Genomic DNA, 17,847 nt, shown 5'->3' on the forward strand with positions numbered 1-17,847 from the left:
TGAGTGCTGAGTCTTAACTTGGCCCTCAGAACTCAAGATTTTTTAGGACCCATGATTATCTACCTGACCCATGCAGATACTGATCTTCTGACGCTTAGCCATGTTGTTCGTCAATTACCCGATGGCTTCCCACGTATTCAGGCTTTAAACCCTAAAGAGCTTAAAACTACGGAGGCGGTGGATCGATATCTCTCTATCCATTTCCCTCAGGCCCAATTGGTGATCCTCCGGCTATTAGGTGGTAAGCGCAGTTTTGAGGAGGGATTCGAGAAAATCGTCCGGGTTTGTAAAGAAAACAACATTCCTTTAATTGCCTGCTCGGGGGATCAACAACTCGATCCGGAGTTGACAGCCTTCTCTACAGTTCCCAAAAATCTCGTCTATCAAACCTTTCAATACTTGCTTCAGGGAGGAGTGGATAATTTAAAAAACTGGCTTCTTTTCCTCAGTGACGAAATTCTACATACCACCTACGGGTATCAAAATCCCCAATTTGTCCCCTGGGATGGGCTTTATTATCCGCAAAAAGATGACAGGGGGGAGGGGAAAGGTAAAGGAAGGGATTCTCTTGCCCCCTTTGCTCCCTCGTTTTTCGAGGATATAGAATCTTTTCGTCTCAAATACCATCAACCGGGCCGCCCCACCGTTGGAATTTTGTTCTATCGAGTTCATTGGATGAGTCGCAATCTGGATTTTATAGATGCCCTTATTCATCGCCTGGAACCCGAAGCTAATGTCCTTCCTGTTTTCTGTTATAGTCTTAAAGATGAAGACGCAGATGGAATTCCCAAGATCTTTCACCGGTATCTTCTAGACGAAAAAGGTCAGAGCCGGGTGGATTGTCTTATCAGTACTTTAAGTTTTTCCACCCTCAGCCATCCTTTACAGCAGACCGTAGACCAGGGGCCCTGGACCCGGCTTAATGTTCCCATCCTTCAGGCCATTGTCTGTACAACTTCCTTTAAAGAATGGTCTGAAAGTGCCATGGGTCTCAGTCCTCTGGATGTGGCCATGAACGTAGCCCTACCGGAATTTGATGGACGGATTATTTCGGTTCCCATTTCTTTTAAAGAAGAGACTGTTCAAGATGAGGTCTTAGGCACCCGCCTTTTGAAGTATGTTCATCGTCCGGATCGGGTTGATTATCTTGCCAGGCTTGCCTTGAATTGGGCCAGGCTGCGCCATAAACCCAATTCAGAGAAACGTGTGGCCATCCTACTCACCAACTATCCTTCTAAAAATGCCCGTATTGGGAATGCCGTTGGACTGGATACACCGGCATCGGTTGTTAGCTTACTTCGTAAAATGAAAGAGGAAGGGTATAAAATCGGAGAGATCCCCCCCGATGGGGATACCCTCATCCATCAGATTATTGCACGGTGTAGCAACGACAGGGAGTTTCTTACAGAAGAACAGATGAGGAATGCCGTGGGTCACCTGGAAGAAACAAAGTACCGGAAGATCTATGAAGGCCTTCCGGTTAAAGTTCAAGAGGAGCTTCGCAGAAACTGGGGAGAGCCTCCCGGGGAAGTATTTTACTATAACCACAATCTGGTTATTCCGGGGATTCAATTGGAAAATATTTTTATAGGTCTTCAACCTCCCCGGGGATATGGAGATAATCCCCTGGCGATCTATCACAGTCCGGATCTGGTTCCTACCCATCACTATCTGGCTTATTATCGATGGCTTCGGGATGTTTTTCAGGCCGATGCCATCCTTCATGTGGGTAAACATGGAACTTTAGAATGGTTACCGGGAAAGGGAATCGGACTATCGGAATCTTGTTATCCAGAGGTGGTGCTTTCAGATCTCCCGAATTTTTATCCCTATATTATCAATAATCCTGGGGAAGGAACCCAGGCTAAACGACGTAGCCATGCTACGATTATCGATCATCTCATCCCTGCCATGACCCATGCCGATGCGTATGGGGATATAGCCCGGCTGGAGCAACTCCTGGACGAGTACTATCGAACCCAGGCTTTAGATCCCAAAAAACTACCGATTCTCCAGCAACAGATCTGGCAGGTGGTTCTGGATGCAAAGCTACATCGGGATCTAAATACCGAAGAGCGACCTGAGGATTTTGATCAATTCTTAAAAGATGTAGACGGATATATTTGTGAATTGAAAGACGCGCAAATCCGAAGTGGTCTCCATATTTTAGGGCAGCTTCCCCAGGGAGAGGAACTTATAGGGCTTTTACTTGCCATGACCCGTCTGGATAATGCCAACATTCCAAGCCTCCGACGGGTTATCGCTGAAGCCTTATTACCCATTGCTGCAGATGATTCAGGGGGAACAGCGGTTGGTGGTCGGCGACCAATGGACTATGCAGGGCTTCTGGAGCATCGTGGAGAGCCTTTTACCCTACCGATACCGGAGAAGCTGGTTACTCTTAATCCTTTGGCGCCAATTCGAACCTGTGGAGACATTCTGGAGCGCCTGGATGCGGTAGCTTCCCTTCTTCTTCAACAACTTCAAGCCCGGCACTTCAGTCCTGAGGCGGTGGAGGAAGTAGTCAAAGAATTTTTTGGAAGGTCAGAGTCGAAGATTTGTCAGGTTTTGAATTATGTCACCGGATTTATTTATCCCAATCTGGAACGGGTCACCGATGAAATTACCCATATTCTTCGAGGGCTTCGAGGAGAGTACGTTCCAGCAGGTCCCAGTGGTTCCCCAACCCGCGGTATGGCCAGCGTCCTACCGACGGGACGAAATTTTTATTCCCTTGATCCCAGGACTATTCCTTCTCCGGCGGCCTGGGAAGTAGGAAAGCAGGTTGCCGAAGCCCTCCTGGCCAAATATCTGGCCGAAGAGGGAAAATATCCCGAGACGGTTGGATTGGTTGTTTGGGGTACTTCGGCGATGCGAACCCATGGAGATGACATCGCAGAAATCCTCTACTTACTTGGGGTTCGCCCGGTCTGGCAACCTGAAAGTCGAAGGGTAAGCCGCCTGGAAGTTATCCCCCTAGAGGAACTCAAGCGTCCCAGAATCGATGTAACCATTCGGATTAGTGGCTTTTTCCGGGATGCATTTCCTAACTTGATCCACCTGCTGGATGAAGCCATCGAAATCGTAGCCGGCCTCGATGAATCCCCAGAGGTTAATTATGTGATCAAACATGTTCAGGAAGATTTAGCCCGCCCCTCACACTCCCATACCCCCACACTTCCACACTCCCCTTTTCTTCGCCAGCAGGCTCTATATCGGATCTTTGGAAGTAAGCCGGGGAGTTATGGGGCCGGGATCCTTCCGGCTCTGGAAGAGCGCAATTGGAAGACCGATCAAGATCTTGCGGATATTTATATAGCCTGGGGGAGCTATGCCTATACCCGAACTCAAGATGGAGTGGCCGCTCCAGAAGCCTTTAAAATTCGTTTTCGACAGATTACCATAGCTGCCAAAAATCAGGATAATCGAGAGCATGATATCTTTGATAGCGATGATTATATGCAGTATCATGGGGGGATGATTGCCACGGTTCGGGCTTTGACGGGTAAAAATCCCCGGCAGTTTTTCGGAGACACTTCAGATCCTCAGCGGATTAAAGTCCGGGATCTCAAAGAAGAAGCCCTTCGGGTCTTTCGGACCCGGGTTATTAATCCAAAATGGATCGCGTCCATTCAACGCCATGGATATAAGGGAGCTTCTGAGCTGGCTGCAACGGTTGATTATTTATTCGGTTATGATGCAACGGCTGAGATTCTGGAGGACTGGATGTATGAGCGTCTGGCCGAGACCTATATCTTGGATGAGTCCATGCAACAATTCTTTCAAGAGAAAAATCCCTGGGCCCTCCGGGATATGACAGGTAGACTCTTAGAAGCCATCGAAAGAGGACTTTGGGAAAAGCCTAAGGATATAATGATTTCACAACTTCGGCAGGTTTATTTGAAATTTGAAGGGGAGATAGAACAGAGAACAGTCCTGAATCCTGAGTAAAAACAGAGACTCAGGACTCAGAACTATCAGTGGATGAACAGACCGATTTTTCCTTTTACCGCACTGGTCGGTCAAGACCGGATGAAGCGGGCCTTGCTGTTGAATGCCATTAATCCGCAAATTGGAGGGGTTTTAATTCGCGGTGAGAAAGGTACTGCAAAATCAACCGCCGTAAGGGCTTTGGTTAATCTACTACCGGAGATTACCGTTGTCGCCGATTGTCCTTATTCCTGTGATCCAGATCGTCCCGATCGTTTTTGTCTGGACTGTGCAGAACGGATGGCTAAAGGAGAGGTTTTACCTCGAACTCGTCGTCCTGTACGGATAGTAGAATTACCCGTTGGAGCTACCGAAGATCGTTTGATAGGGATGTTAGATCTGGAAAAAGCGATCCAGGAAGGACAACGACATTTTGAACCGGGATTACTTGCAGCGGCTAACCGGGGAATTCTTTATATCGATGAGGTCAATTTGCTCAGTGATCATTTGGTAGACGTCTTGTTGGACGCCGCAGCCATGGGAACTAATTTTGTGGAACGGGAAGGAATTTCCTTTGCACATCCAGCACATTTCCTTTTAGTAGGGACCATGAATCCTGAAGAAGGAGAGTTACGCCCTCAGCTCCTGGACCGATTCGCATTGGCTGTGGAGGTAGAAGGTCTTCAAGATCCATCCCAAAGGATGGAAGTGGTCAAACGGCGAATAGCTTTTGAAACCGACCCTGTTGAATTTGGAAAACAATGGGCTTCATCGGAAGAGCAGGAACGTATCCGCCTGCAAAAAGCCCGGCAATTACTTCCTCAGGTCCGCTTAAGTGAAGCAAATCTAAGTTTGCTTACCCGGATCTGTATTGAATATAAAGTAGATGGATTAAGGGCCGATATTGTACTGTACAAAACGGCCTGTACCCTGGCGGCTTATAGGGGTCGTACAGAGGTCATTGAAGAAGATATTCAGGAGGCGGCAGAATTGGTCTTACTCCATAGACAACGGCGTCAACCTTTTCAACAGTCCCAATTTAATCGGGATCAGCTTTTATCCGCCGTCCGTAATCCGCTGTCTGGAGTTAGCCATTCATCATCCTCTGTAATAGCTCAAGAACCCCAGATGGCCGATCCTCCACAGACAACAACTGACAGGCAACCAACGACGAATCATGTGGAGGAGAAAATATTTGAGATTGGTACACCCTTCCCGATTAAACCTTTTTCCACTGAGGTGAAAGATAAAATTCCACGGAGTGGATATGGACGACGGAGCACAACCTATGGAAGCTCAGGAACAGGACATTACATCGGTTCAGCTATACCTAAGGAGCGAATCCAGGATCTGGCCCTGGATGCGACCCTTCGAGCGGCTGCTCCCTATCAGAAAAGACGCAGGGATCTGGAAGTGTGGAAGCACGGACAGATAGACACAGAAAAGAATTCTCCGCATCTCGGCGTCTCGGTGTCTCCACGTCCCAAATGGCTCATTCATTCCATGGATTTTCGGGAGAAGGTCCGGGAAACCCGAATAGGAAATTTGATTCTGTTTGTGGTAGATGCCAGTGGTTCCATGGGATCCCATCGCCGAATGGTGGCTACCAAAGGAGCTATCCTGTCTCTATTGTTGGATGCTTATCAGCGAAGGGACCGGGTAGGTTTGATTACATTCCGGGGAGATACAGCTTCCTTAGTCCTTCCTCCGACTCACAGTGTGGAGCTGGCAGAACAGTACTTACGTCAGTTGCCTACAGGGGGAAGAACTCCATTAGCTCAAGGGCTTTACCGGGCTTTTATAACATTTCAACAGCAGAAAATGCGGGATAAACAGCTAGTTCCCTTATTGGTCCTTATTTCAGATGGACGCGCCAACGTCTCATTATACGGAGGAGATCCCTTAGCCGAAGCTAAAATTCTTGCAAAGCAAATCCGAAAGCAGGGTATCCGATCTTTGATTATCGATACGGAACAAGGTTATATCCGTTTAAGTATTCTACGGGAAATTGCGACAGCTTTAGGCGGTCAGTATCTCCATCTGGAGGATCTGGTTGCTAACCGTCTGGTAAAGGCCGTTCGAGGGACCCTAAACCCTACTAAGTACTGAATGCTGAGTAGGGCTTATGGCCCGGAGATCCATGAAAGATATCATCTTGCTCGTTGGACATGGCAGTCGTGATGATGAAGGAGCCGATGAGTTTAGGGAGTTTGCCGCAAAGGTTCAGGCAGTTATAAGGGATCAAAAACCTGATTTTCTGGAGGCGATCCATTTCCATTCTGGAGAACAAGTCGTCAAACCTTGCTTTCTGGAACTGGCCGATCCTCCTATCCTCGATACCATCGATCACTGCGTGGCCGAAGGTGTCAGAAGAATCCTTATAATGCCGTTGTTTCTGGTTCCGGCAGGTCATATGAAAACCGATGTTCCCAGCTCGATTAATCTATCGCGAGTTCGTTATCCCCAGGTGGAATTTATTTACGGACCGCATCTGGGTATCGATCCAAGAATTCTTTCGATTTTAGATGAACGGTTAGATGAAGTAGAAGCTTCAGTACCTCCCAGGAGTCGAAAAGAAACTGCCGTATTATTGGTAGGGAGAGGTAGTCGGGATCCTGATGCCAATGGAGATGTTTACAAAGTAGCCCGCTTATTGTGGGAAGGTCGCGGTTTTGGTTGGGTAGAAACCTGTTTTGTAGGCATTACCTCTCCCCGGGTTCCGGAAGGTATACAGCGGTGTGTTCGTTTGGGAGCCCGTCGTATCATTGTACTTCCTTATTTTCTCTTTACGGGGATACTGGTCCAGCGTATTTACCGGCAGGCCGAAGCGGAAAGGAAGCGATTTCCGGCGGTGGAGATCCTGTGGGGAAAGCATTTGGGTGGGCACCCCAACATTCTGGAAGTTCTCCTTCAAAGGATCCAGGAAGCTTTAAACGGGGAAGTGCGGATGAATTGTGACCTTTGCAAATACCGCGTACGCTGGCCCGGCTTTGAAGAAGATTATGGTCTACCTCAGATCTCTGATCTGGCCCATGGTTTACGGACAGGCCCTGGAGACCATGGACATACCCATCATCACCCCCACCATTCCCATGATTCTTGATCCAAAGGAAATTACGGCCCAGAGTTTTAAAATTATAGAAGAGAAATTAAAGGGGAGAGATTTTTCTTCCGCAACCTGGCCCATTATCCGTCAGGTTATTCATGCTACGGCCGACTTCGAATTTGCGGATAGTCTCCAGTTCCATCCCCAGGCCATAGATGCCGGAATAACTACCATCCGGGCCGGGCAAGATATTGTGGTGGATGTCCGGATGGTCGAAGTTGGGATCAATCAAATCCTTTTTCAAACTTTGGGTGGAAAAGTCCGTTGCTTTATTACCGACCCTGAGGTTCAAAAAATGGCCGAATCAGAAGGGATTACCCGATCTATGATGGCCATACGCAAGGCGGCTACGTGGATCAACTCGGGAGGAATTTTTGTCATCGGTACTGCACCGACCGCTTTGTGGGAATTAATCGCTTTAGTTCAGCAGGGAAAAGTGTATCCCAGGTTGATTATCGGGGTACCCGTCGGTTTTGTTTCAACGGTGGAATCTAAGGAAGCTCTGAAGAAGTTAACTTCCATTCCATGGATTACTACGTCCGGGTTCAAAGGGGGTAGTTCCGTTGCGGTAGCCATTGTCAATGCGCTTCTTAAACTGGCCGTAGAAGGAGAAAGAACGAAAAAGTGAAGGGGAAGAAGGAGAGGAAAGAGGGATAAAACGCTTCCTCTTTTCTTTTTCCAGGAGTATGAAAAAGAGGGGTTTACGTACCGGCTATACGACCGGATCCTGTGCTGCGGCAGCGGCAAAGGCGGCCACTTTGGCCTTACAACAGCAAAAGCCGGTAGAAACGGTAACGATTTGGCTCCCAATTCATCGGACTGCGACGTTTCAGCCGATAAACTGGCGCATAACGCCTGAGGAGGCTCATTGTGGTATTATCAAGGATGCTGGCGATGATCCCGATGTAACCCACGGCGCGGAAATTTGTGCCACGGTAACCTGGCGGGGGGAACCGGGTATCGAAATTCGAGGCGGGATTGGGGTCGGTACGGTTACGAAACCGGGATTGGGACTAGAGGTGGGAGGGCCTGCCATCAATCGGGTTCCGCGTCGGATGATTACCTACTCTGTGGAAGAGGCCCTTACTTCTTCCTCTCTTTCCCGTGGGGTCTGCGTTACCATTTCTGTTCCGAAGGGAGAGGAGTTGGCGAAAAAAACCACCAATCCCCGATTAGGCATTTTGGGAGGGATTTCGATTTTGGGTACCACAGGAATTGTTAAGCCTTACTCTACGGCCTCGTGGAGGGCCAGTGTGATTCAGGCTATTAATGTGGCCGCTGCCAATGGCTGTCAGGAAATTGTGTTGAGTACAGGGAGTAGTAGCGAAAAATTTGCCCAACAGCTTCGACCTGATCTGCCCGAAATGGCCTTTGTAGATATGGGCATCTTTACAGGAGATGCTCTAAAAGCCAGTGTTCGGAATAAATTGGCCCGGGTAACGCTTTGTGGAATGATTGGAAAACTCTCAAAGATTGCCCAGGGACATTTTCAAACCCACGTTGCCGGAAATCAGGTGGACCTTGGTTTTTTAGCGAATATAGCCGAACAGTGTGGGGCTCCCGAGTCTGTTCTGATGGAAATTCGAACGGGTAATACGGCCCGTCATTTCATGGAAATCGCTCTGGCACACGGCCTTAAAGAGGTCTTCCCCCTCATCTGTCGGCGGGTCTGTCAACAATGTTTTGATTATATCCAAGGTCAGATAACCGTTGAAGTTATTCTCTTTGATTTCGACGGAAAAGTATTAGGACATGCCAGCACCGAGTCCTAAGTGTTGAGTTCTGGGGATTGAGTAAAAACTCCGCACTCCGCACTCAGGACTACTGGATGTGATCAGTATTATCGGTATCACCGATGCAGGGCCGGCTGGTCTGCCGGTTAAAGTGTTAGATCGTATACAATCTGCCGAGGTTTTATGCGGTGGAGAGCGACACCTGGCCCTTTTTTCAGAGGTAAAGCCGAAGCATTCGATCGGATTTGAACGGTGGCTGATCAAAAACAATTTAGCCGAGTTGACTCAATATTTGAAGCAAGAAGCTACCCGGAAACAGATTGTTGTCCTGGCCTCTGGAGACCCTAATTTCTATGGGATTGGTAGTTATCTTAGTCGGCATTTACCCAAGGATTGGATAGAAATCTTTCCCAATGTTACCACCGTGCAGTTGGCCTTTGCACGTATCAAAGAATCCTGGCAGGATGCCGTGGTAGTTAGTGTGCACGGTCGACCCATTGATCCCATCATTGAAGTTGTTCGACGACATCCTAAAGTAGCCATTTTTACAGATCCTGATCATACCCCAGGGGTAGTCGCCAAAGCTCTTCTGGCAGCCGGTATTTCTAAACGGCGGGCAGTGGTTTGTGAACATTTGGATGGGGTTCAGGAACGAATTGTAGAAACAACTCTGGAAGCTCTTCCGGATCAATCGTTCGATCCCCTGAATATTCTCATCCTTTTAGATGAGAGGGGAAGGGAAGAGGAGGAGAAAAGAAGGGAATCGTCCGCATCTATCTATCCCATATCCTTCTCTTCCCCTGCTTTTTCCGTTTTGGGAATTCCCGATACGGAATTTACTGCAAAAAAGGGATTGATGACCCGACAAGAGATTCGGGTCATCAGTCTGGCTAAATTGCAGTTAAGGGAGGATAGCATAGTCTGGGATATCGGTGCAGGGAGTGGTTCTCTATCCATCGAAGCAAGCCGGATTGCCCGTGAAGGGAAGATCTTTGCGGTGGAGAAAGACGAAGAGTGTATCCGGCATATCCGGAACAATTGTGCTAAGTTTGGAATAACCCGAATTAACCTGACCGAAGGTTGGGCGCCGGAAGCCTGTCGAGACTGGCCGTCACCCGATGCCGTATTTATAGGTGGAAGTGGGGGAAAAATGAAAGAAATTCTGGATATGATTTTTTCCCGGCTTCGTCCAAACGGTCACCTGGTTCTCAACCTGATCTCTTTAGAGCGGCTTTATGAAGTGATGGAACGTCTTCGAGCTCAGGGTTGGATTCCAGAAATTACCCAGGTTTCCATCGCCCGGAGTAAAGAAATCCTGGATATGACGCGATTAGTCCCTCTAGATCCGGTTTTTATTGTGTCCGCACGAAATGAAAGACCCGGAGACATCGAGGCGCGGGGACCCGGAAATTAGTTCCTGGTCTTGCGCTTCAAAAAGCTCCCCGGTGCGTTATCATGGCTTATGGCACTCTCTATGCAGTTGGAGTAGGACCTGGAGATCCTGAGTTGATTACTCTTAAAGGATTACGCCGACTTCAGTCCGCTTCGGTCATTTTAGTTCCTCAAAAAGATTCTTCAACGGAAAGCCAGGCTTATCGAATTGCTAAGACCTATATCAATCCGGAGCGCCAGAAAATTATTTTTCTTCCGCTACCCATGACGAAAGATTTAAAGCGACTCAATTCGGCCTGGGAGGAGATCCTTAAGAAGGTTATCCCGGTTCTGGAAGCGGGACAAGATATGGTTTATATCCTGGTAGGAGATCCCTTTTTCTATGGAACCTTTATTTATCTTTTCAAGCTTTTAAAAAGTCGAAGCCCCTCTATTCCCATTGAAGTGATCCCGGGGATCTCTTCTATTCAAGCGGCTTCTGCCTGGGTCCAGTGGCCTCTGGCCGTAGCCGAGGAACGGGTAGCTATTCTACCGGCTACCTATGAGGAAGGGGAATTCGGGGATTACGCGGGTCGTGCGGGCCCGATCTCTCCTTTTCTGCGCCAGACCCTGGAACAATTCGATACCGTGGTGTTAATGAAGATTCACCGGGTTTTTGACAAAGTCTTGAACCTTCTGGAGGAGTTAGGTCTGCTAGAAAATACCATCTATGTGGAGAAAGTAGGATTTCCAGAAGAACGTATGGTACGAGACCTTAGAACCTTACGGGGTAGGGAGCTTCCTTACCTTTCTTTACTCATCATCAAGAAATAGAGGTCGAAAGGCCGGAAGTTACAATTTTAACTTTCGACCGGAGTACGGGCATAGCCCCTCCTTCTCCCTCCCCGTGTACAGGGAGGGTAGGGGTGGGGTCCTGACAGTTTGGGTTTGTGAAAGGAAAAGTCTATTTTATTGGAGCTGGACCGGGTGATCCGGAATATCTGACGGTAAAGGGAAAACAGATTTTGGAAAAGGCCGATTTTATTTTGTACGCAGATTCTTTGGTTAGCCCTGAGATCCGTCGATTTGCAAAATCCGATGCCAGGATAGAAGGGAGTTCTCACCTTCATCTGGATGAAATTATGGCCAAAATCATCCAGGCTGCCCGGGAAGGTCAGATAGTGGCCCGGGTCCATAGTGGAGATCCGAGCCTGTACGGGGCCATTCAGGAGCAAATCGTCCGTTTAAATGAAGCCGGGATTCCCTATGAAGTGATCCCGGGGGTTAGCTCGATATTTGCCGCTGCTGCAAGATTAGGAATCGAATTGACGGTTCCAGAAGTGGCTCAAACCCTTATTTTAACCCGGATAGGGGGTCGTACACCGATGCCTCCCCAGGAGGAATTAAGAAAATTGGCGGTCCATCAAACCACCCTGGCTATTTTTCTCAGTGCCTCTCATATCCGAAAAGTTGTAGAAGAATTGAGAGAAGGAGGTTATAGTCCAACTACTCCGGTAGCGGTCCTGTACCGGATTACCTGGCCCGATGAACAGGTTATTCTAACCACTCTGGATCGGGTTGCCGAAGAAGTTATCCGGAGCAGAATTACCAAACAAGCCCTTATTTTGGTAGGACCTGCCCTGAAATCGTTAATCGACCTTGACAGGGATCGAGGGGAAGACCTTAAAACCTCCCGCCTTTATGATCGTACCTTTAACCACCTTTTTCGTAAAACCGATTTAAGAAAAGAATGGGAAAGTAAAGAGGTGAAAGGGGAAGAGGCAGGACTAAAATCCTCTGAACTTCCTTTCGGAGAGTTGGGAATTATTGCCCGAAGTTATCCCGGTGCCGAATTAGCCCGGAAGCTTCATCATCTGTTACCAGATAGCCAGCTTTATTTACCTGAAGATGTAAGGCAAAGGGTTATTTTGTCCAAAGAACTGCAGGGTGTTGTATTTTATAACGGTTCGGTTATTTCTCTGCTTCAAGATATTTTCACATCCCATCGGGGGTTGGTACTTTGTATGCCTCTAGGCATTGTAGTTCGAGCTCTAGGGAAGTTAGCCGGAGATAAGCGGTCAGATCCAGCCGTAGTCGTTGTGGATGAAGCGGGGAGATTTGCCATCAGTGTCCTTTCAGGCCATTTAGGTGGGGCCAATCAACTCGCCCGACAAATTGCCGATTTACTGGGTGGTCAGGCCGTAATTACCACGGCATCGGAAGTTCATGATACCCTGGCCGTAGATTTACTGGGTAAACCATGGGGATGGCATCTGGTTAACCCGGACCAGATAACTCCGGTGAGTGCTGCGGTGATTAATCGGGAACCTGTAGGGATTTATCAGGATTCCGGAGAGCGAAATTGGTGGTCTTCTCATCAACCCCTTCCGGGGAATATTCGTCTTTATACGGAACTGGAAGAGTTGAGAAAATCAGATTGCAAAGCGCTGATCCTGATCACACACTGGGAAAATAAAACGGTACCCGGGACCTCCTCCCTTCTCCCTTTGTGTCCTGTGGTAATCTATCGACCTAAAAGTCTTGTGGTCGGAATCGGATGTACCCGGGGTATCTCTGCGGAGGAGGTAGAAGAGGCCTTATTTTCTTTATTAAAACGCCATCAACTGGCCTTTGAGAGTATCCGAAATCTGGCTACTATAGACTTAAAAAAAGAGGAAACGGGATTGAGAGTTTTCAGTGAGAAATATCGTTTATCCCTCGATATATTTAGTAAGGATCAAATTAACACCGTTAAAGATCTTCCCCATCCCTCTGAAGTCGTTTTTAAACAGATAGGAGTATGGGGAGTTTGTGAACCTGCCGCCCTGCTAAGCGCCCAACGTCAATCACCCTGTCAGAAGGCCAGGCTTTTAGTAGAGAAATCTATCTATGATCGGATAACCCTGGCCATTGCAGAAATTGATTTTGGGTAGTTGTCTGGAAGATCGGTTTATTTTTATGAACGGTAAACTTTATCTGGTAGGAATAGGCCCTGGTAGCCTGGAACATATGACCTATGCGGCCCGGAGAGCCATTGAAGAAAGTCAGATTCTTATTGGCTATCGTGTTTATATCGATTGGATTGCTAAGGATCCTGCCGGGTCTTCGTTACTGGAGGGTAAGCAGATCATCCGTAAGGAAATTACAGAGGAAAGGGTACGGGCTCGTTTATCAATTGAAAAGGCTTGCGAGGGGAATATCGTTGCACTGATTTCCGGTGGAGATGCAGGAATTTATGCCATGGCAGGATTGGTCTTTGAGATCTTATCCGAGTGGAAGGAGAGTAAAACCCGGTTACCTCCCCTTGAGGTCATACCCGGAATTACAGCCGCGCAGGCAGCGGCTTCTCTGCTGGGTGCACCACTCATGAACGATTTTGCCTGTATCAGCCTGAGTGATCTTTTAACTCCCTGGGATCAAATTGCCCTGCGACTTCAGGCTGCAGCCCAGGCTGATTTTGTAATCTGTCTTTATAATCCTCAAAGCCGCCAGAGAACCTGGCAAATTCAAGAAGCTCGACGTATTTTGCTTCGTTATAGATCACCGGAGACCCCGGTGGGGATTGTAAGTAATGCCTATCGAGAGGGACAAGAGGTAGTGATAACAACTCTGGAAAAGATGATCCACCATCCGATTCATATGTCAACGGTTCTTATTATTGGAAATCGCTCGACGTGGGTTCTGGATGAGTGGCTGGTGACTCCCAGGAGGTTTTCCGGCTCCTCCTGCGGAGATGGTTTCGAGGGTTCAGGTAATTTCAAAAAATGAATGAAGAAGCAAAACCCATGGGTAAAGTTTATCTGGTTGGAGCAGGCCCTGGAGACCCGGGACTTATTACTTTGAAGGGGATCCAATGTATTCAACAGGCCGATGTAATCTTGTATGATTACCTGGCTTCTGAAGAGTTATTAAGGTATGCTGCACCGGGGGCCGAAATCATCTATGTAGGTAAGCAGGCCAGTAACTTCCAGACCGATCAAAAAATAATTAACCAGAAGATGATTGAGGGGGCAAGATCCGGGAAGATCGTAACCCGATTGAAGGGAGGGGATCCCTTTGTTTTTGGTCGGGGTGGGGAGGAAGCAGAAGTTCTGGCCGAGGCCGGAATCCCCTTTGAAATAGTTCCCGGGGTGACTTCAGCCATTGCCGTTCCTGCCTATGCCGGAATTCCCGTTACCCATCGATCTTATAGTTCCATGGTTACCATTTTAACGGGCCATGAAAGCTCCCATAAGAGCGAATTTCAAATCGACTGGAGCTTGCTGGCTCGGGAAGGACAAACTTTAGTCATTTTAATGGGGCTTAGAAATCTCCCTTACATCGTTAAGCAGCTCCTGGAATACGGTAAGCCCCCTCAGACTCCGGTGGCCCTCATTGAATGGGGTACAGTAGCCGAACAGAAAGTGGCCATAGGGAACTTACAAAATATCGTCGAAAAAGCCGTCGAGCAGAACTTCAAACCTCCTACGACGATCATTATCGGCGAGGTCGTCCAATTACACAAGAAATTGAATTGGTTCGGTAAAACGTAGGAAACTCCTTTAAAAATTTTTAAGGTATTACACCGTTTACTTAATTTTGTTTGACTTTTAAGCGACCCTTACCTTCGGTCCCTCTCCCACGCTGCAGAAGAAAGGAGCCGATGGATTTCCGGGCCGATTCCCCAGGTGCCTCCTCTCCCGAAGCTTCGGGAGAGAGATTGGGGGTGAGGGGGAATCACATAGTATTTATCTTTCTATAACCTTAACAAATGGACTTTTCCTTATTAAGAAATTCAGTATCTCAATTTTACTGTTTCAAGGTTCAAGCGCTACAGAGGTTTCTTTACCCTCTTCGATCTTCACCTCATAGGTTTTATCTATCTGTTTCGGTGTGAGGAGCTCGTTCCACACCTTAAGTTTCCAGATTCCGATGGGGACATCGGCAATCTTGAACTTGCCGTCTGAATCCGTTACTGCAAAGTAAGGAGTTTTGACCACTACTATGTAGGCCACCATTTCGGGATGAAGCGAACAAAGTTGTGTATAAACCCCAGGTCGTTTAAACGTATAGCTCCGCTTTTCACCCTTATTCAAGAAGCCAAGATTGTATTTCTCACCATCGGGAGATAAAACGCTGTGCTTGAAGCTATCACTATTGAGAAAGTCGACCTGGGTTCCCACCAAGATGGGTAGAACGCGTGGAATGAAGGTTTTCTCCTTCTGATTCATCACAACAGGTCTCTCCGGCGGTTTAAATTCTTTACCCGGTATCTCTTCGATATAAACCACGCCGGGGTACTTTTTCATCGAAGGGTGTTGAACCCCGCCCACTAGGGTTCCCGTTTTTTCTTCCCCTTGGGCCGGTAATCTAGAACTCTGAAGTACCTGGAGCAGAACCATCAAGACTCCTAACCCAAAAAGTGATATTACTTTGAGCCCTGTCAAAGTTTTCATAATCCCTCTCATATGAGTTTAAGGGTAATTTTAGGCACCAAGATTCCTAAAAAGCAAAATCCAAACTCAGGTCAACTGCATCATCACTATGTTTGCTGCTTGCCGGAGTTGCCTTTGTGAAACGTTCATCTTTGGTTGCAAAGCGCCCTTCCACTAAGACTTTCACGTTTGCCCTCACAAGGAAGGTGAGGCTGGTTATAAACCTTGCCCGGTCTTGATCCCTTTGCAAGCCCGGAACATCGGGTAAATCCAGGCTCAGGGCTTCATAGCGCAGAGAAGGTATCACCCAGGGATAGATGAAATATTCCCCCTCAATAAACCAGGACCTGGAGTCGACAGATTTGTCGCTCAGGGTTCCATAGGGATTGCCATTGCTTCCCCAGATATAGCCGGTTCCGATCTTAAAGTCCCGGTATTTCCCCTGAATGCCGATACCAAATCGCCAAAAATCATCATTTCGGTTATCGACTTCATCGCCTGTCAGGTTGACTAAAGCTGTTCCACGATAGCCTAATAAACTGGCAATGATAGAATCATCTTGCCAGCCGCCTGTTCCTGAGGTACCCCCTTCCTCCTTCTGTTTACTGCTTGAGCCATCAAATCCAAGACCCTTAAACTTCAAAGCTAACTGGGCATAGACATCCTTCTGGGAGTTATTGTCCTCGATACTCCCATTATTACCGTTTACAACACCGATGGCGTAGCGCCAGCGGGTTCCAAAACCATTAAGTTCTATGCCGGGTTGTAGATTACTTTGTTGGAACAAATTTCTTGTAGAGAACCCCTCTGGGTAAGGTAAGGTCCAATTACTGTAAAGATAGGGATTGAACGTCAGCCTATTCTTGTCTCGGGCTGTGAAGAGCTCCAGTTCATGTCTTCCCAGTTTACCTACGCGAAGGTTAAGTAAATGTTTAGGTCCTAAAAGGTTCTCAAACTGAAGCGAACCCGTCAACTCGGTTTCAATTTCTTCTTCTTCACTTTCGAATTCAACTTCTGTAAAGAAGGAGAGACTGGTTCCCATAGCTCCAGCGGCAAGGAGTTCTATTTCTTGAGGCATCTCAAATTGGCTCCGGGCCTCCTTAGTTCCACCTGTATCTACGTTGTAATCCGAGATAATCCTCAGGGCCACTGGGGGAAACCCAGGTATATCGGAAGGCCAGATGGCTTTGGGCCAGAGTTTCTTATAGGCTTCCTGTCCCAGAGTAACAGGTTCTTGCTTGATATAAGCCGCATCGTTATTGGGGAATTTGTATCCATTGAGTCGAAAAGCCTCCCCAAAAGCATTGAGCCGTGGAAAGGCTTCATGGCAGGTTGCACAGGAGGTGTTATATTTACGTGCAAAAGCAGGAATGGCCTGAGCTTCCTGAACCATACAGATAAGAATCCCCATTCCAACTATAAAGGCTATTTGGTATTTCTGTAATCCCTTCATCAAGGTTTCCTCCCTCTTCAAACTAAGGTTTCGACAGAATAGTCTTTTCAAAATTAAGTAAACCAGATACTGGTTAACTCATCAGTTAACCGGTGGGAGAATGATTTTCTATCTAAATAAACGAAGTTTCTGACTTTTATTCCCGAATTAAGGAAAAATTTTCATTGATGAAATGGTCAAAACCTTATAAGTTAAGTTTTGATTAATAGAAATTAGGTGCCACAGTTACCGAGGTTTGAGTTAACCGAGGAAGAATAGGCAGGTATGTTTGGCGGTAAAAATATACGACTTAAAACTTTCGAACAAATAACCCTCCCCTATTTGAAAGACCTTTATAACTTTGCCAGGAAACTCACCAAAAATGAAAATGACGCAGAGGATCTAACCCAAGAGACTTACCTTCGTGCTTTTGAGAAGTTTGACCAGTTTAAACCTGGGACAAATGCCAAGGGCTGGCTTTTTGCCATCATGTATCATCTATTTATAGATTCCCGTAAAAAAGCAGAGAACCGCTACACCTTCGTGGAGATGGAAAAGGCCAGATATATTAATGAAGACCCAACCCATTTTAGAAATTCTTTCCTTTGTTTAGACTCGACAGAAGAAGACTTGCAAAAATTTTTAACCAGAGTTAAGCTGGAAGATATTAAAAATGCCTTAAACCATTTACCAGAACCCTATAAAACTGTTATGATATTAAGGGATTTTCATGGATTTAGTTATCGAGAGATAGCCGAGATCACGGAATTGCCTGTTGGAACAGTCATGTCAAGGTTATCCAGAGGGCGAAGACTTCTGAAGGAGAAGATATTGAAAAACTTACCCCCTGAGGAGTGAGGA

The 17,847-nt window shown here is 47.2% G+C and carries 13 protein-coding genes; 11 read left to right on the forward strand and 2 right to left on the reverse strand.

Translation table 11 applies throughout. From position 1 onward, the window contains the following. Nucleotides 1-18: 18 nt before the first annotated feature. The 10 genes from cobN to cobA all read left to right on the forward strand — a co-directional run bounded on the left by cobN (nucleotide 19) and on the right by cobA (nucleotide 14,672). On the forward strand, nucleotides 19-3,951 hold the full coding sequence (gene cobN, locus VNM22_18365; protein HWP49125.1) for a cobaltochelatase subunit CobN: 3,933 nt from the start codon (nucleotides 19-21) through the stop codon (nucleotides 3,949-3,951). A 33-nt stretch (nucleotides 3,952-3,984) separates the two neighbouring features. Next, nucleotides 3,985-6,039: a putative cobaltochelatase gene (locus VNM22_18370; protein ID HWP49126.1), complete on the forward strand. Its 2,055-nt coding sequence runs from the start codon at nucleotides 3,985-3,987 to the stop codon at nucleotides 6,037-6,039. A gap of 31 nt (nucleotides 6,040-6,070) precedes the next feature. Continuing rightward, nucleotides 6,071-7,033 (forward strand): sirohydrochlorin chelatase, encoded by a 963-nt coding sequence (locus VNM22_18375; protein ID HWP49127.1) that lies wholly within the window; start codon nucleotides 6,071-6,073, stop codon nucleotides 7,031-7,033. Beyond that, nucleotides 6,990-7,664, forward strand: coding sequence for a precorrin-8X methylmutase (locus VNM22_18380; GenBank protein ID HWP49128.1), 675 nt, complete (start codon nucleotides 6,990-6,992; stop codon nucleotides 7,662-7,664). The genes VNM22_18375 and VNM22_18380 overlap by 44 nt, the downstream gene beginning before the upstream one ends. A 58-nt stretch (nucleotides 7,665-7,722) precedes the next feature. Then, on the forward strand, nucleotides 7,723-8,808 hold the full coding sequence (locus VNM22_18385) for a cobalt-precorrin-5B (C(1))-methyltransferase (protein HWP49129.1): 1,086 nt from the start codon (nucleotides 7,723-7,725) through the stop codon (nucleotides 8,806-8,808). Between the two features lie 58 nt (nucleotides 8,809-8,866). Continuing rightward, nucleotides 8,867-10,183, forward strand: coding sequence for a precorrin-6y C5,15-methyltransferase (decarboxylating) subunit CbiE (gene cbiE, locus VNM22_18390; GenBank protein ID HWP49130.1), 1,317 nt, complete (start codon nucleotides 8,867-8,869; stop codon nucleotides 10,181-10,183). Between the two features lie 41 nt (nucleotides 10,184-10,224). Then, complete coding sequence (gene cobI, locus VNM22_18395) at nucleotides 10,225-10,974, forward strand: precorrin-2 C(20)-methyltransferase (GenBank protein HWP49131.1); 750 nt, start codon at nucleotides 10,225-10,227, stop codon at nucleotides 10,972-10,974. 116 nt (nucleotides 10,975-11,090) lie between these two features. Next, on the forward strand, nucleotides 11,091-13,073 hold the full coding sequence (gene cobM / locus VNM22_18400; GenBank protein HWP49132.1) for a precorrin-4 C(11)-methyltransferase: 1,983 nt from the start codon (nucleotides 11,091-11,093) through the stop codon (nucleotides 13,071-13,073). Nucleotides 13,074-13,098: 25 nt separating this feature from the next. Continuing rightward, nucleotides 13,099-13,908 (forward strand): precorrin-3B C(17)-methyltransferase, encoded by an 810-nt coding sequence (cobJ, locus tag VNM22_18405; protein ID HWP49133.1) that lies wholly within the window; start codon nucleotides 13,099-13,101, stop codon nucleotides 13,906-13,908. Beyond that, entirely contained in the window at nucleotides 13,905-14,672 is a 768-nt protein-coding gene (gene cobA, locus VNM22_18410) for a uroporphyrinogen-III C-methyltransferase (protein HWP49134.1), read from the forward strand. Before cobJ ends, cobA begins: the two co-directional genes overlap by 4 nt. A gap of 264 nt (nucleotides 14,673-14,936) precedes the next feature. Here cobA and VNM22_18415 read toward each other — a convergent pair whose 3' ends face one another. Then, entirely contained in the window at nucleotides 14,937-15,575 is a 639-nt protein-coding gene (locus VNM22_18415; GenBank protein ID HWP49135.1) for a hypothetical protein, read from the reverse strand. A gap of 46 nt (nucleotides 15,576-15,621) precedes the next feature. Beyond that, complete coding sequence (locus VNM22_18420; GenBank protein HWP49136.1) at nucleotides 15,622-17,007, reverse strand: hypothetical protein; 1,386 nt, start codon at nucleotides 17,005-17,007, stop codon at nucleotides 15,622-15,624. 264 nt (nucleotides 17,008-17,271) lie between these two features. On the opposite strand from VNM22_18420, the gene VNM22_18425 reads away from it, so the two are divergent. Next, a complete protein-coding gene (locus tag VNM22_18425) occupies nucleotides 17,272-17,844 on the forward strand; it encodes a sigma-70 family RNA polymerase sigma factor (GenBank protein ID HWP49137.1) in 573 nt (190 codons plus the stop codon). The last annotated feature ends 3 nt before the right edge of the window (nucleotides 17,845-17,847 follow it).

The sequence above is a fragment of the Candidatus Limnocylindrales bacterium genome, from assembly GCA_035559535.1.
In the GTDB taxonomy this organism is placed as follows: domain Bacteria; phylum Moduliflexota; class Moduliflexia; order Moduliflexales; family JAUQPW01; genus JAUQPW01.